At 62.0% G+C, this 13,455-nt stretch carries 10 protein-coding genes; 3 read left to right on the top strand and 7 right to left on the bottom strand.

What is annotated here, in order from left to right; translation table 11 throughout:
• Positions 1 to 133 precede the first annotated feature (133 nt).
• From IM738_RS07950 to IM738_RS07920, 7 genes are all read right to left on the bottom strand, one after another.
• Positions 134 to 430 carry an NIPSNAP family protein gene (locus IM738_RS07950; protein ID WP_236965334.1) on the bottom strand — a complete coding sequence of 99 codons (297 nt, stop codon included), beginning with the start codon at positions 428 to 430 and terminating at the stop codon, positions 134 to 136.
• A 4-nt stretch (positions 431 to 434) separates the two neighbouring features.
• A complete protein-coding gene (locus tag IM738_RS07945; RefSeq protein WP_236965333.1) occupies positions 435 to 1,304 on the bottom strand; it encodes an alpha/beta fold hydrolase in 870 nt (289 codons plus the stop codon).
• Between the two features lie 8 nt (positions 1,305 to 1,312).
• Complete coding sequence (locus IM738_RS07940) at positions 1,313 to 1,915, bottom strand: amino acid synthesis family protein (protein WP_236965332.1); 603 nt, start codon at positions 1,913 to 1,915, stop codon at positions 1,313 to 1,315.
• Positions 1,916 to 1,942: 27 nt separating this feature from the next.
• Positions 1,943 to 2,425 carry a VOC family protein gene (locus IM738_RS07935; protein WP_236965331.1) on the bottom strand — a complete coding sequence of 161 codons (483 nt, stop codon included), beginning with the start codon at positions 2,423 to 2,425 and terminating at the stop codon, positions 1,943 to 1,945.
• 11 nt (positions 2,426 to 2,436) lie between these two features.
• The gene (locus IM738_RS07930; protein WP_236965330.1) at positions 2,437 to 3,474 is read right to left on the bottom strand and encodes a WD40/YVTN/BNR-like repeat-containing protein; all 1,038 of its coding nucleotides are present in this window, start codon (positions 3,472 to 3,474) and stop codon (positions 2,437 to 2,439) included.
• Positions 3,475 to 3,497: 23 nt separating this feature from the next.
• The gene (locus IM738_RS07925) at positions 3,498 to 4,292 is read right to left on the bottom strand and encodes an SDR family NAD(P)-dependent oxidoreductase (protein ID WP_236965329.1); all 795 of its coding nucleotides are present in this window, start codon (positions 4,290 to 4,292) and stop codon (positions 3,498 to 3,500) included.
• Between the two features lie 70 nt (positions 4,293 to 4,362).
• A complete protein-coding gene (locus IM738_RS07920) occupies positions 4,363 to 5,934 on the bottom strand; it encodes an acetolactate synthase large subunit (protein ID WP_236965328.1) in 1,572 nt (523 codons plus the stop codon).
• Between the two features lie 284 nt (positions 5,935 to 6,218).
• Here IM738_RS07920 and IM738_RS07915 point away from each other — a divergent pair, with 284 nt between their 5' ends.
• The 3 genes from IM738_RS07915 (at position 6,219) to IM738_RS07905 (ending at position 13,381) form a co-directional block, all read left to right on the top strand.
• Entirely contained in the window at positions 6,219 to 6,953 is a 735-nt protein-coding gene (locus IM738_RS07915; protein WP_236965327.1) for an IclR family transcriptional regulator, read from the top strand.
• A gap of 566 nt (positions 6,954 to 7,519) precedes the next feature.
• Positions 7,520 to 12,595, top strand: coding sequence for a hypothetical protein (locus tag IM738_RS07910; protein WP_236965326.1), 5,076 nt, complete (start codon positions 7,520 to 7,522; stop codon positions 12,593 to 12,595).
• An 87-nt stretch (positions 12,596 to 12,682) separates the two neighbouring features.
• The gene (locus IM738_RS07905; RefSeq protein ID WP_236965325.1) at positions 12,683 to 13,381 is read left to right on the top strand and encodes a DUF6988 family protein; all 699 of its coding nucleotides are present in this window, start codon (positions 12,683 to 12,685) and stop codon (positions 13,379 to 13,381) included.
• Positions 13,382 to 13,455 lie beyond the last annotated feature (74 nt).

The raw sequence follows: 13,455 nt of genomic DNA, 5'->3' as shown, positions 1-13,455 counted from the left end.
CGGTTTCCATGGCTCCGGAGCACCACACCTGTGCATGACGCGGTGCAGCCCAGGGCACCGCCGGGCCGGCTTTGCCGGACGGCCAGTGCCGCCCCCTTGGGGGTAGCGCGAAGCGCTGCGGGGGTGGCTCATCTCAAGCAGGTATCAACAACTGGCTTTCCTGTCGCACAAGCAGGTGGCGAACCGTCTTGCGGAAAGCGGTGAAGCGGTCGTCGGCCATCAACCGGGCGCGGCGCTGGCGTCGGTCTTCAAAGTCGTCAAAGGCCCAGATGTAGATCAGCTGGTTGAGGTCGCCGCTCTCGGGCTGCATGAGCGTGACCAGGCGGCCGAGCAGCTCGGTCTGCACCTCGCGGCCAGCCTCGTTGTAGAGGCGCAGGTACTCGCGCACGCCGCCGGGCACCAGGGTGTAGGTTCTGAGTTCGTGGAGCATGGTGTCAGTGGGTCGGTTGAGCCGCATGGCCGGCCTTTGGCACAAAGAAGTCGCGCACCAGCTGGTGGAACAGCGCAGGCTGGTCGTCGTGGATGTAGTGGCCGGCATCGGGCACCACGGTGCTGCGGATGCGGGGGTTCAGGCGCTGCATGTCGTCGACCATTTCGGGCTGCAGGTAGTCCGAGTTGCCGCCCCGCACCACCAGGGTGTCGCAGGCCAGCGCCGCCACATGCGGCCGCAGGTCCACCACCCGGGCCGGGTCGGGGTTCAGGCGGGTGGCGGCGATGCCCACGTGGTCGTATTGCCAGGTGAAGCCACCGCCATCGGCCGGGCGCAACATGCTCTGCAGGCGCTGCTCCCGGGCTTCTTCCGTGACACTGGGGCGCAGCGCGCGCATGAAGGCGCGGGCCTCGTCCCAGGTGGCGAAGTGGCCGGGTGTGGTGGCGAGTTCGCGGCGGATGCGGATCGCGCCCGGGCTGGCCTCGAAGGCGCCCGGACCCGCGTCTTCCACCAGCAGGCGGTTCACCCGCTCGGGAAAACGTGCGGCGTAGACGATGGCGTTGATGCCACCCATCGAATGGCCCAGCAGATCAAACCGGTCCAGGCCCAGCGCATCCACCACGGCCGCCAGATCGTCCACGTAGGTGTCGGTGTAGTAGTGGTGCTGCGGGTCCCAGTCCGATGTGCCGCGTCCGCGCTGGTCGAAGGCGATGACCCGTCCATCGGGCTGCAAAGCCGCCGCGATGCCCGCGAAGGTCTCGGCGTAGCCGCGGATGCCGTGCAGCATCACGACCGGGCGGGCCGTCGGCGCCCCCCACTCCGTCACATGGAAGCGCAGCCCGGCGCGGGTCACGGTGTGGTCGCGTCGTTCCATGGTGGTGCTCAGACCAGACCGTCCAGGCCCTTGACGTCGGCGGCCTTGAGGCCGCCCAGGCGCGCGTTGAGGCGGCCGCGCGTGGCGAAGGCCCAGCACACCAGCACCTCGTCGCGGTTGGGGGCGTCGTTGAAGCTGACGCTCACCGAGTCGTAGTGCGAGCGCACGTAGAGCGCGTCCTTGTGGGCCAGCGGGATGTCGAGCACCGTGCCGGGCACGCCGCGCTTGCCGGTGGAGGGCACCCAGGACTTGCCGCCGCCGAGGGCCACGCGGATGGGATCGGCCGCCGGGTTGGTGAGCAGCGCGTTGCCGTGCTCGTACTCGCCGTCGATGCCGACCAGGATGGCCTTGCCGTAGCTTTCGATCTTCTGGTTGCCAGCGGCTTCCTGGATGCGGCGGCCGAATTCACGGCCCAGCTCGGGAGAGCCTTCGATCCAGGCGCTCAGGTCCTGCTCGTAGCGACCGGCGCAGGGGTTGTGGATGCAGGCCGCGATGACGATCTTGCGCAGCGGCTCACCGTCCGCGGGCGCGCCGGTCTCGCCAGACAGGCTGTCCTCCACCTGCAGGAACCACTTGCGGATGTGAAAGATGCCGAAATTGGGGGACTTCATGATGGTGTCTTCTGGTGAGGGAATGGATCAGAGGGGCTGCAGGTCGAACGGGTCGCTGGGCGCGTTGTAGTGGCCCAGCACCCGCTTGCCTTCTTCGTCGTCGTGCACGGTTTCGAGGAAGAACTCGAAGCGGTGGCCGTCGGGGTCGGTGAAGTACAGGCCGTAGCCCACCTTGTGATCGGTGGTCTTGACCACGGGTACGTTCTTGGCCAGCAACATGCCGTACAGGCGGCGCAGGTCGTCCAGGCCGCCGTCGATCTCCAGCCCGTAGTGCTGCATGTTGATCTCGCCGATCTGCAGGGCGCGCAGCATGGCCGGGTCGGCCTTGATCAGGGCGATGTCGTGGTGCTTCTTGCCGAACGACAGGAAGACCCAGCGCGGTTCGCGCGCGGTGACCTCCATGTCCAGGATGTCCTGGTACCAGCGGGCGCTGGCTTCGGGGTCCTTGACGTAGAGCGCGAGGTGGGTGCGCAGGATGCGCGGCTTGACGTTGATCGATGCCATGCTCATGACCGCGCCCTTCAGTTGATGGATTGCGGGTGGGCCTTCACCGGCGCCACGAAGGGCGTCCAGGCGACCGAGGTGATCTCGCTGAAATCGCGCCACTCCTTGAACCAGCTCTTGCCGCCGTCCATGGAGCGCAGCAGGTGGCCGTACTTGGTGCCGGCGAACAGCAGCGAAGGGTCGGACGCGTGGGCGCCGAAGGCCCAGACCGTCGAGTTCGGCGCCGTGTGCAGCAGCGTGGGCGCCCAGCTCTCGCCGCGGTCTTCCGAGCGGTAGATGCGCGTGCGCGTGCCGGGCGTGCCGTCGCCGATGGCCAGCAGCAGGGTGCTGCCGGCGGCGTCGACCACCTGCACGGTGCGCGTGTAGTACATGCCGTCGAAGCGCTCCTTCGAGGCCTTGCCCGACCAGGTCTGTCCATCGTCGGTGCTGGTGTAGACCGAGTTCACCGTCAGCACCAGGTTCTTCTGCGGCTGGCCGTCCACCGGCGGCAGCACCGCGATGGCGTGGATGTCGGAATTGCCGATGCCGCTGGTGGGCGTGTCGACACGCTCCCAGGTGTCGCCGCAGTCGGGACTGCGCCAGGCGCCGCCCTCTTCCACCCCGAACCACACCTCCCCGCTGCGCACCGGATTGACGCAGACCGTCAGGATGCGTGGGCGGTTCACGCCCTGGCAGAACTCGGGCAGCTCGATGCCCAGCTGTTCCCACGACAGGCCGCCATCCTTCGAGCGGTACATGCGGGCCCGCGACGGCGCGCCGGTGCCGGCGTAGACCATCTTGGGATTGCTCGGGTCGAACGCGATGGCCCAGACCGTCTCCTGGTTCATCGGGGAATCGACCCGCTTGAAGTGCGCGCCACCGTTCAGGCTGATGCACAGGCCGGCGTCAGCCCCTGCCAGCACGCGCGAGGGGTCGGAGGGGTCCACCGCCAGGCTGCGCACCACGCCATCAAATTCAATCGCCTCTTTCAAACCCAGACGGTGCCAGGTGGCGCCGTCGTCCACGCTGCGCAGGATGCCCTGGCCAGCCGTGCCCACCAGAATGGTTCCGTTCATGTTGCAGTTCCTGTGTGTCGGTGTCAGATGAAGATGCCGCGCGTGATGCCGCCATCCACCGCGATGGATTCGCCGGTGATGGCACCTGCGCGCTCGGAGGCCAGGAAGAGGATCGTGTCGGCGATCTCGTTGGGTTGCAGCACGCGGCGGATCGGCGTGACCTTGGCGTAGTTGGCTTCCACCTGCTCGGCCGTCAGGCCTTGCAGCTTGGCTTCCTTGGCATAGAGCTCGTGGATGTGCGGGGTCTCGACGACACCGGGGTGCACGACGTTGACCGTGATGCCCGAGGGACCCAGCTGATCAGAGAGCGTCTTGGTCAGGTGGCAGATCGCCACGTTGCGCATGCCCGAGAGCTGCTTGCTGCCACGGCCCGTGAGGCCGCCGATGTTGATGATCCGGCCGAAGCCGTTCTTCTTCATGTGGGCGGCCGCCGCTTTGGCGCAGCGCATGTAGCCGACCACCTTGATGTTGATGTCTTCCAGAAGACCTTCGGGGTCGGCGTTCTCGATCTCCGAGCGCACCAGGCCGCCCGGGTGCGCGGCACCGTTGACCAGGATGTCGATGCGGCCGAAGTGGCTGGCCACCCTGTCCATCATGGCCTGCACCTGATCGGTCTTGCTGACGTCGGCCGGGGCGGCCAGGATCTCGATGCCGGTGGCGGCAGCGATGTCGCGAGCCGCTTCTTCCAGCGGGCCTTTGCTGCGGGCCACGATGGCCACGCGAACGCCCTCGCGAGCCAGCGCTTCCGTCACTGCCCGGCCAATGCCAAGACTGCCACCGGTCACCACAGCGACCTTGCCTTTGAGATTCAGATCCACAACGTCTCCTTCAGGGGTTTGGGGAAGGTCGGCGTCTCGCCGGCCTCGTGTTCTTCAAGTGATCGGCGCGCTACAACGCCATCTCGATCAGCATCGGGCCGCGCTTCGAAAACGCTTGCTGCAACAAGACCGTGAGTTCGCTGCTGGTGTTGGCGCGCCCACCGGCCACGCCGTAGGACTGGGCCAGGGTCACCCAGTCGATGCGGGGTTTGTCGAGGCTGGTGATCTGTTCTGCGCGAGTGCCCAGCGTTGCGCCGCCGCGGCGCAACTCGTTGCGCAAGATCGCGTACTGGTGGTTGGCGGCGATCAGCACCACCACGTCCAGCTCTTCGTGAGCCAGCGACCACAGGGTCTGGATCGTGTATTGCGTGCTGCCGTCCGACAGCAGCGCCACCACCTTGCGGTCCGGGCAGGCGATGGCCGCGCCCATGGCCACGGGCAGGCCCTGGCCAATGGCTCCACCGGTGTTGGTGAGCGTGGTGTGTGGCCGGGCGGCCGACGACACCGCGTAGAACGGATAGCCACAGGTGCCGCCCTCCACCGAGACGATGGCCCGGTCGGGCAGCTGATGGGCCAGGGCCAGCGCGATGCGCGCCGGCGTCAGCGGCCCTTCATCCGGTGGGCTCAACACCGCCGGGGGCAGCGCGACATCCGCGGCGCCCAGCAGCTCGGCCACCACCTCCAGGCGCGTGGCAGCGTCGTCGCCAACCTCCGCCAGCGTCAGCAGACGCTCGGGACCCACCAACAGACTGGGATGGCCCTCGTAGCCGAAGTAGGTCACGGGCGGCAAGGCGCCCACCAGCACCACCAGATCGGCTGGGTCCAGCACTTCGCGGGCCGGCTCCGGGAAATACGGCAAACGGTCGAATGCCGGCAGGCCCTGACCCCGCTCCGAGCGCGACGGGAAGGTCTCGGCGTAGGCCGTGGCGCCCAGGGCGGCGCAGAGGCGCTGCACAGCCCTTTGAGCCCGCACCCCCAGGCCACTCTGCTCGCCCCCGCCCCCCAGCAGGAAGACGATCTTGTTCGCGGCCTTCAACCGCTGCACGGCGGCGGCCGGATCGAAGGCTGCCGGGGCGCTGTCGGTGGCATGCACCGCCAGCTGCGCGAGGGCGACCTGCTCGCCACCCGTGTGGGCTTGATGGTCGGCGGGAAAGATCAGGGTGACACCCTGACCACCGCGGTCGTGGCTCTGCTTCACCGCTTCGCGGCCTGCGGCATCGCTCTGCTCCACAGCGGCGATGCGATGCACCCAGCCCGACACCGGGCGCGCCAGGGATTCGATGTCGGAGGTCAGCGGCGCATCAAAGGGCAGGTGCCAGCTGGTGTGGTCGCCAATGATGTTGACGATCGGTGTGTGTGCGCGCCGGGCGTTGTGCAGGTTGGCGATGCCGTTGGCAAAGCCCGGGCCCAAGTGCAGCAAAGTCGCGGCGGGCCGGCCGGTCATGCGGCCGTAGCCATCGGCGCCGCCGGTGCAGACGTTCTCCTGCAAACCGACCACGCAGCGCATCCGGCTTTCGCGCTCCAGCGAACGCACCAGATCCAGCTCCGTGGTGCCGGGGTTTGCGAAGCAAACGACGACGCCTTCGTCGGCGAGGGCGGCAAGTAGTGCATCTGCACCGGTCATGTCTTTGTCATTTGTCATGTTGCTACTTTATCAAATAGCTGTAAATATGCAAATGTTGACAATAATCAAGTGTCTAAATCATGCTTATTTATCGTTTAGATGAAATCATGTATACGCGCAGGACAGACAGACCACCACAGGAAGGGCACTCGTTGACCCGCTTTGCGCGAAAATCCCGGCACGGCTCGGGTACCCTTTGCCCCACCCGACCAACCCACCTTTGTTCCATCCGCTGTTGCACGATGCCTTCCACGTCGTGCCCATGCAGCCCCAGACCAGCCAACATGAACAGCCTCCGACGCATGCTCGACATCCTGAATCTGTTCAAGCCCGGGCAGCCCGTGATCGATGTCGACACCATCTGCTCGCAACTGGGCTATGCCCAGGCCAGTGCCTATCGGTACGTGCGGGAACTCAGCGACGTGGGCCTCCTGGTTCGGCTGCCCAGGGGCTATGCGGTGGGTCCACGGGTGATCGAACTCGACCGCCACATGACCGAATACGACCCGTTGATCACGTGCAGCCGCGATCTGGTCGACGAGCTGGTCGCGCAAACCGGCATGCATGCGCTCATCAGCGAGCTGTACAGCTCCACCGTGATCAACATCCTGCAGAAGCACGGCAGCGAAACCGAAGCCCTGAACTTTGGCCGTGGTCGTCCCATGGCCCTGTTCCGCAGCGCCACGTCCAAGGTGATCCTGGCGTACCTGCTGCCCAGGCAGCTCAAACGCGTCTACGAGACCAATGCCGCAGAGCCGGACCTGCTGCGGCTGGGGCCGACCTGGAAGGAATTTTCCAGGACCATGCTCACCATCCGGAAACAAGGCTATTGCGTGAGCGCGGGCGAACTGGATCCGGGGAAGACGGGCCTGGCAGCGCCCATCTTCGACGAGAAATCACGGATCCTGGGTGCGGTCACGCTGGTCGGCACCAACGAACGCTTCAGCGCTTTCACGCAGGACTATCTGGTGAATCTGATCACCGATGCAGCATCGGCCATCACGGCTCGGATTGCAGTAGAGCAGCCCAGCAACTGAGAAACCGTCAGCAGCAAGCAGCGCTTTTTGATGGGGGCTGCAGACGGACTTTCCATACTCCTCATCGCATTGTTTTCGATGTTTTTCAGAATCCCGAATTCAGGCTGCACGCGTTTTCAACGCAATCACATCGGCCCCTCTGCGCAATCTATCCAGGCGCGCAGCCCACGCCGTCATCATGGCCCGTCGCTCCGCCAGATGAGTGGCGTGGTTGTAGGCGGCGGCCACCTGATCACGCTCCGCGCGTACCAAGACACCGGTTCAATAAAGGATTCGACGTATCGCCGATACACCTCGATGTCGACAATGCAGCGGTTGTGGTCGGTGGCAGTCGCAGAACGAAATTACGCTGCCTGCTACACAGCAGTCACTCGGAATGGCGATCCGTGGTTCAGTTTTGAACGGGCTCGCCGGGTCATGTCTGTTCGAGACGCATTCCTTGCAGCCATGATGGACCCTAGCGGTGCAAAGAAGTAGTACGCATCAGTGACGGGCTGAAGAGCGTTTTCGCAATCCCTTATGCTCGTTCTAGGGAGGCGCCACATCTCGGCGGAATAGAGTTACCTATGACCAACGAGGAAAAGGCAAAGAGCGACCCGTTAAAGGGAACCATAGTCACGAGCACGATCGCTACCGGAGGTGGCGGAGGGGTGTTTCAGTCCCGCGTAGGGGCGCTCTACCTGGCCAATATGCTCACCGGGTTGCCAACGGCTTTTAGCCTACATGGCTGCCAAGTCGAAGAGCTTCGGTTCGAAGCTCGCTACGCTGGTGCACACACAGATGACATTTACTGCAAGGTGCGCAGCAGCAACGGAAACCACCTTCAGCTGATTCAGTGCAAACGCGGGCTCAACGCAACAGTCAGCAATGAGGACTTTGTCGACGGGTTGCAAGGTGCTTGGCGGGACTTCCTTGGTCTCGAAGGTAGTCCGTTCGATCGTTCATGCGATGTTCTGGTTCTCGCCACGATTGCCCCTGCCAGTGCTGCCAATCAAGCTGCCAAGCGACTGTGCGAGCTATCCCGCGCTTCTGTTGATCTGGCCGATTTTCTCCTGAAGCTCAAGACGCCGAAGCTCCTTGACCGCAAGCATACAAACGTATGGGAGGCCTTCAAGGAGGTCTCGAAGAACACCCTTGTAGACAAGTACACCGAGGAGTTTGTCTTTCAACTCCTACGACGTCTTCGTGTCGACATTCATGACCTCGGCACCGACTCCTCGCAAGAACTTAGCCTCGTTCAAGCTCTCTTGAATTCGGGTCAACCAGGTGACTCCGGCGAACTTGTGTGGGATAGCTTGTTCTCATACGTCTTTGAGCAAGGCATTGCCGTAGGCACTGTCACCCCGGCCACGTGGGCCTCTACGGCGAAGGCTGGTCTACAAGAGGCGGTTAGCCGTCTGAGCCTTCAGCGAGGCCTTGGCAGCATTGCAGTTCGCTTAAGCGAAAGCTCCCGCGTTCAGTTTTCGCTCATCTCCACCATACTGCCCAACGGCATTCACATCCCCCGCGGCGATTGTGTCGCCCGTGTGCTGGCAGGCTTGGAGGAGCGACAAGTCGCCATACTCACTGGAGGACCGGGTGCTGGCAAGTCTGCTGTCATGGCGGTCCTGGCGCCTCTCATGAGCGAGTCCGGCCCGTTGTTGTTCTTCCGGGCCGATGAGCTTGATGAACCGAGTTTGGCGACGGTGCGGTCACTTGCCGGCATGCCCGACCCGATGCTCACCATAGAGAGCCTCCTGCGGAGCGGCACACCCACTGTTGTCATCGACTCGCTCGAAAAGGCACTCGAAGCGCGAAACCCGGGGGCACTAGAGGAGTTGCTGGCGCTGGTCCGGCAGAACAAGGGGGCGAAGCTGTGCATCACGACGCGCTCCTATGCACTCAATAACCTCTACACAAACTTTCTCGCCAGGTTCTCCAGCCAGGTTGTCGACATTCCGCAGCTCGAAGACTCGGAGATCGTCGCAGCTGTAGCTGGCAGCTCACTGGAGGAAGCTGTCGCTAAGGATGCTGGTGTTCGCGAGGTGCTGCGCGCACCCTACTATCTGCGGCTTGCCTTCGACTTCACTGCTGGCGGTATCGCGCTTCCCTCGGTATCGGGTAACGACTTGCGGCGGATGCTGTGGACAGCGCGCATTGCTCCCAGCAAGGGTTTTCCTCAGGGGATGGCAGCTCGAAGGAAAGCCGCATTTGACCAAATTTGCTACCAACGCACCGAGCGCTTCGCCCAGTTCGTTGAAGCCCCTGCCGACGCAGAAGCGGTGGAGTCTCTTCTACATGACGCTGTGTTGGCAAGAGACACCGCCGACCGAGTGGCCCCGGCGCATGACATTCTGGAGGATTGGTCGCTCTTCTTTCGGGTCGAGCGGGAGGTTCGATCGGCAGAACGCGATTGGGTAGTCCTCTTTGCAAAGCTGCGTTCGCACGCCGGCATGCGGCGCGCCTTGCGTGCATGGACGGCGCAGCGGTCTGCGGAAGGAGATTCGGATGCCTACGCACTACTAGAAGCTGCGCTCAGGCAAGACTCAGTACTTCCTCAGTTGTGGCGAGATGAGGTTGCTATCGGTCTGCTGCGCTCCGATCAAGTTGAGGACTTGATTGCAAAACTTGCCTGCAACGTGGCGTTTGACAACGCGAGCCTCTTGAAGCGACTTAGTCACTTGCTGCGGGTTGCTTGCAAAGGGCCGTCGCCCATCGACTACTCACATCTCGCAGACGACCCAGCGAACCACGAGATCATCGCTCGCATTGGTATGGCAGCCCCCGCGGGCAAAGCATGGGACGTGATGGTCGAGTTGGTCGCAGAGGCCTTTCCTACACTCCCGCCAGAGAGCCACTCATGGGTCGTCCAGTTTTGCGAGGATGCCATCGCACACAACGAGGGTTGGCGCCGACCATCACAAAGGGTACGCGGCGTGTTCAGCATTGCCGAACACTACTGCCTGCGCGATACCGATACCTGGTATCGGGAGAAATCTATTGGTCGGAGCTTCTATGCGCTCCTGTGCACTTGCTGCGGGGCAGACCCAAATCGGTTCATAGCGTTCATCGAAGCGCTCCTGAAACGCTTGGCGCACGAATCGGACAGGCGAGACTTCTCTGCGGAGGAACGCCTGGCTTACCTTATCAACGTCAAGCACTGCAGGGAACCGAGCTACTTCACACCAGACACGGTACGTGAGGTGTTCTGGGCCCTCTACATCGTGACCGAGTCGAGAGCCACGCGCCGCTTTAGAACGCTAGGTTGGGAGGCCGCTTTCGGGCTCAGTGAGCGGGCAGCTCACGAATTCTTCCCACCATCGGTTCTGCAGGGTCCGTTTCGTGCCCTCCTTCTTTATTCTTTCCCGAAGAGCCTGCGGTTTGTTGTCGATCTGTGCAATCACGCTGCCGACGTTTTTGCAAAGGCACAGCCAAACGAAGTGGTGGTCTTACCGCCAGAAGTCAGCCCCAATGGCCGCCCTCACATCCACGACTGGCGCCTTTGGACTGCCTATCGTGGTCATTCCGTCACCAGCTACATACTGAACTGCGCCCTCATGGCACTAGAGGAGCGCCTGCTGATCGAGGCGATGTCTCAGCCCGAAACAACGTCTCAGGTGCTTGAAGTGATCCTGGAAGTTGGCGAGTCAACCTTCACGACAGCCCTCGTGGTCGGGGTATTGGTCGCGCATCCGAACCTGGTGACAGAGAAGTTGCTCTCCGTCTTCAAATGTCCGGCTTTCTTTGCTGCCGACATTGCGCGGAGCGTGCAAGAGCCCCACTCCCTCGCTATTCACGGTGGGCACGACGGCTTGGACAGTGAGCGGCAGAACGAGCGCGTTGCGAGTAACCGGCTTCCACACAGGAGGCACCACCTGGAAGACCTGGCACTTCAGGTGCAATTCAATCGCCCAGACCTACGCGACGCCATGTTTGCAATCCTGGATAAGCATGTAGCTGATGTAGCCACAGAAACAGAGGCACCTGAAGGTTGGCGGATGGCACTAAAGCGCATGGATGCCCGCGGGCTCAAGCTCGGAAAGCCTGTAGGAGACGGAAACCTAGTGCCGCTGGAGGTTGCCAACCTTGAACCCGAGCTGAAGCAAATCGGCGAACAAGCCGAGGCTCGCATGCAACTCATGAATCGTCTTGCCGCGGTGCGGCTTTGGGCAGGGGCGATCACAGACCGAACATCGACCGTTGACCCAATCAGGGCCGAAAGCTTTGAGTCACCTGAGGAGCCTTACAACGAATTCCTCCAACTCCGTCCCGAGTTCCAAGGTGAGGACAGTGTCATGCTTATGGGGCTGGAAGACGAACTTGCCTGTGCCCTGATCCAGCGATGGCCCAGCGACTCATCGGAGGCTCTGCAGTGGGCCAGGACGTACTTGCTTGAAGTCGCCGCGCGTCAAGAAGACAAGGATGCCTGGGTTCTCCGTGGGTCCACGACAGGAGAGCTTCGAGCTCGAACGTTGATACTGCTTGCCAGTGTCGACCCGAAGCTCTCAAAGATGGCAGAGGGCTTGGCCAACATCGTCACGGAGCCTGTCTGGAAGGTACGACGTGCCGCCGCCAACACAATCGCCGAGGTGTTGAGACTAAAGCAACCTGTTCTCGCTGACTTGTTGACATCTGCTCTGTCACAGTACGCCGAGGCGCTCGACACCACAAACAAGCGACCCCGGCGGCGTAGCCGGGACATAGTTGATGACGCGCGACCAACCACGGTCAAAGCAGTACTTTCAGCATTGAGCGAGATGAAGCCACCCGCTCGCGCCATGCCCAAAAGCTTGGCTGCAGTCAAGGAGTGGACGATTGCATTGGACGCAGCTCGCGGCGAGACCCCTGATACATGGAGAATTCAGGCACTTACCGCACTTATCCGGCTCATGGCAGACCAAGAGGGAAAACCTCAGGTGCCGCGCAACGATCCTGACCACGTCGACTACGAAGCACGCTGGGAAGCTGGAGAATTGCTTGCAGCAGAACTCCTTGAACAAACGACGGAACAATCTCCGCCGTTTGAGCTCCTTGATTTTTGTCTGGAGTACGCACCCGAATTGAGCGAGAGAGTGTTGGAGTCAACGCTTGGTGCATGCATGAAGCAGGAGTTTGCGAATGCCGACGCCTTCTGGCGAGTGTGGGACCGGGCTGCAGCGAAGGTACTTCCCGATGAGTCACTGAGGACTAGATCGCGGCGGACCTTCAGTCGTTTCGACAAGGTACTTCGGACTTTGCTTTTCTGCTCGATGCCATGGCCTAAAACCTGGAGCGATCTGGTGTTGCTTCATGCTCGCCCCAACTACATTGCCAACTGCCTCGCTGCTGCGGGCGACAGCCTTCCCGCTCTGGAGAATCTACTAAGGCTAATGGCCGGGGTGGGAAGGGCACAGTCGGTGCCAGCCTCTCTCCCTCTGTTGCGTGATGCACTCGACCGAGTGCCTGCCGATCTCTTCGATGACGGCAACTGCATTTGGGATGCGGAAACCGTCTGCCGAGTAGCCGTCCATGAACACCGGGAAACACTCATTCGAGACGTCACCCTGCGCAGGGCAGCTCTCGACATACTTGATCGCCTTGTCGACGCCGGATCTTCGCTAGCCTTCCAGCTAAGAGACTATTTAGCGGCAAGCCCGACTGAGAGGGCAGAGCGAAAGGCATAGCACCTACTGCAGCCTTGCCTTCACCACGACCCCCAATCCCGTGGAGTTGATCTCCAACGATGCCAATCTCAATTCAGCAACCGCACCTTGACGAACTTGCCTTCTACTCTCCCAGATTCTCATCAAGAAGATCCCTTACTCGTGCTTGCTGAAAGATCGGATGCTTTTGAAGAAGCCATACTGAGTTGCTTTCCATCAACAGGTGTGGTCCTCGCTATCGACTCAGAGCAAAATCAGTTGGCAGCAAGCGCATGCCAACTGTGTATTGAGCATGCCAGCGTCGTAAGGGCTGCGTTTTTCATACACGCTCCGAGTTCAGGATCTGGCGTTCTCCGCTTGCAATACGAGGCCTTGCTTCGGGCTTCGTGGCTTTATTTTGTAGCGACTCCCGCGCAGATCGAAAAGCTTGGTCGGAACCTGACTCCAGAGGCTGAGCTAGCCGCCAAAAACCTTCCCGGTGCTGGCGAAATGCTCGCCAAGGTATTAAAAGTAGCACCTGTTGGGTTGACAGCGCATCTGGCTGAATTTGATCAATATTCACGGCACGCCCTGAATTCCTACGTGCACAGTGGCATTCACCCTTTGCGTCGCGTTCGTGATGGATTTCCAGCGGAGATGGCACTGACGCTAGTTCGCTTTTCCAATGGGCTTATGCACATGGCCTACCGGACGCTTGCCATGCTCATGGGGTCACAGCGGAGGATGGACAAGGTAACTCACTTGTATGAGCAGTTCACTGATTGCTGTCCGATGGCCCCCACAGGTCGAGGCCCAACAGGGGACTAGTTTCTCGGTAAGCGCGCGGTCATCCCACCCTTGAAGGGATTCGCCTAAGCGGCAACGATGGTGTCCACCAAGCG

This window comes from Hydrogenophaga sp. SL48, assembly GCF_021729865.1.
GTDB lineage: Bacteria > Pseudomonadota > Gammaproteobacteria > Burkholderiales > Burkholderiaceae_C > Hydrogenophaga.
Note: the sequence above shows the minus strand (reverse complement) of the source record. Positions and strands in the feature narration are given on the sequence as shown.